The following is a 522-nucleotide window of genomic DNA, read 5'->3' on the forward strand; positions in this document are numbered from 1 at the left end:
TAAAATGTACCCTATAGAATAGACACTTGAAAAAAGTCTATTCTATAGGGTATTTCTTGTATAATAAAAGGAAAATTGGGATCGGAGAATGTTGAAAATGACAAAAAAACTATTTACAGAAAGAGAAATTCAAATTCTATCAAATAACCTATACGTAAAATCTGTAAGTCAGAAAGGTATCACTTATACAGAGGAATTTAAGCATATTTTTATTGAGGAAAATGAAAAAGGAAAGCTACCTCGAAATATTTTTGAAGAATGTGGTTTTGATATAGATATGATTGGAATGAAACGAGTTATGTCATCGGGAAGTAGATGGCGTGCTGCTTATAGAAAAAATGGTGTATTGGGTTTAAGGGATACACGTATCGAAAACGCTGGCAGAACTCTTGAGAGAGAGCTTACGTTAGAAGAAAAGTATGCCCGTTTAGAAGCCGAACGAAACTTACTAAAGGCGGAAAACGAATTGCTAAAAAAAATCAAACTTATGGAAGGGAGGATGAGAAGGAAATAACACTACCA

General features: G+C 33.3%; 1 pseudogene. It reads left to right on the forward strand.

The features are described from left to right. Positions 1–97: 97 nt before the first annotated feature. A pseudogene (locus CGQ22_RS31285) lies at positions 98–481 on the forward strand (HTH domain-containing protein); the annotation flags it as partial. Between the last annotated feature and the right edge of the window lie 41 nt (positions 482–522).

This window comes from Bacillus sp. M13(2017), from assembly GCF_002218325.1.
Lineage (GTDB): Bacteria > Bacillota > Bacilli > Bacillales > Bacillaceae_G > Bacillus_A > Bacillus_A thuringiensis_K.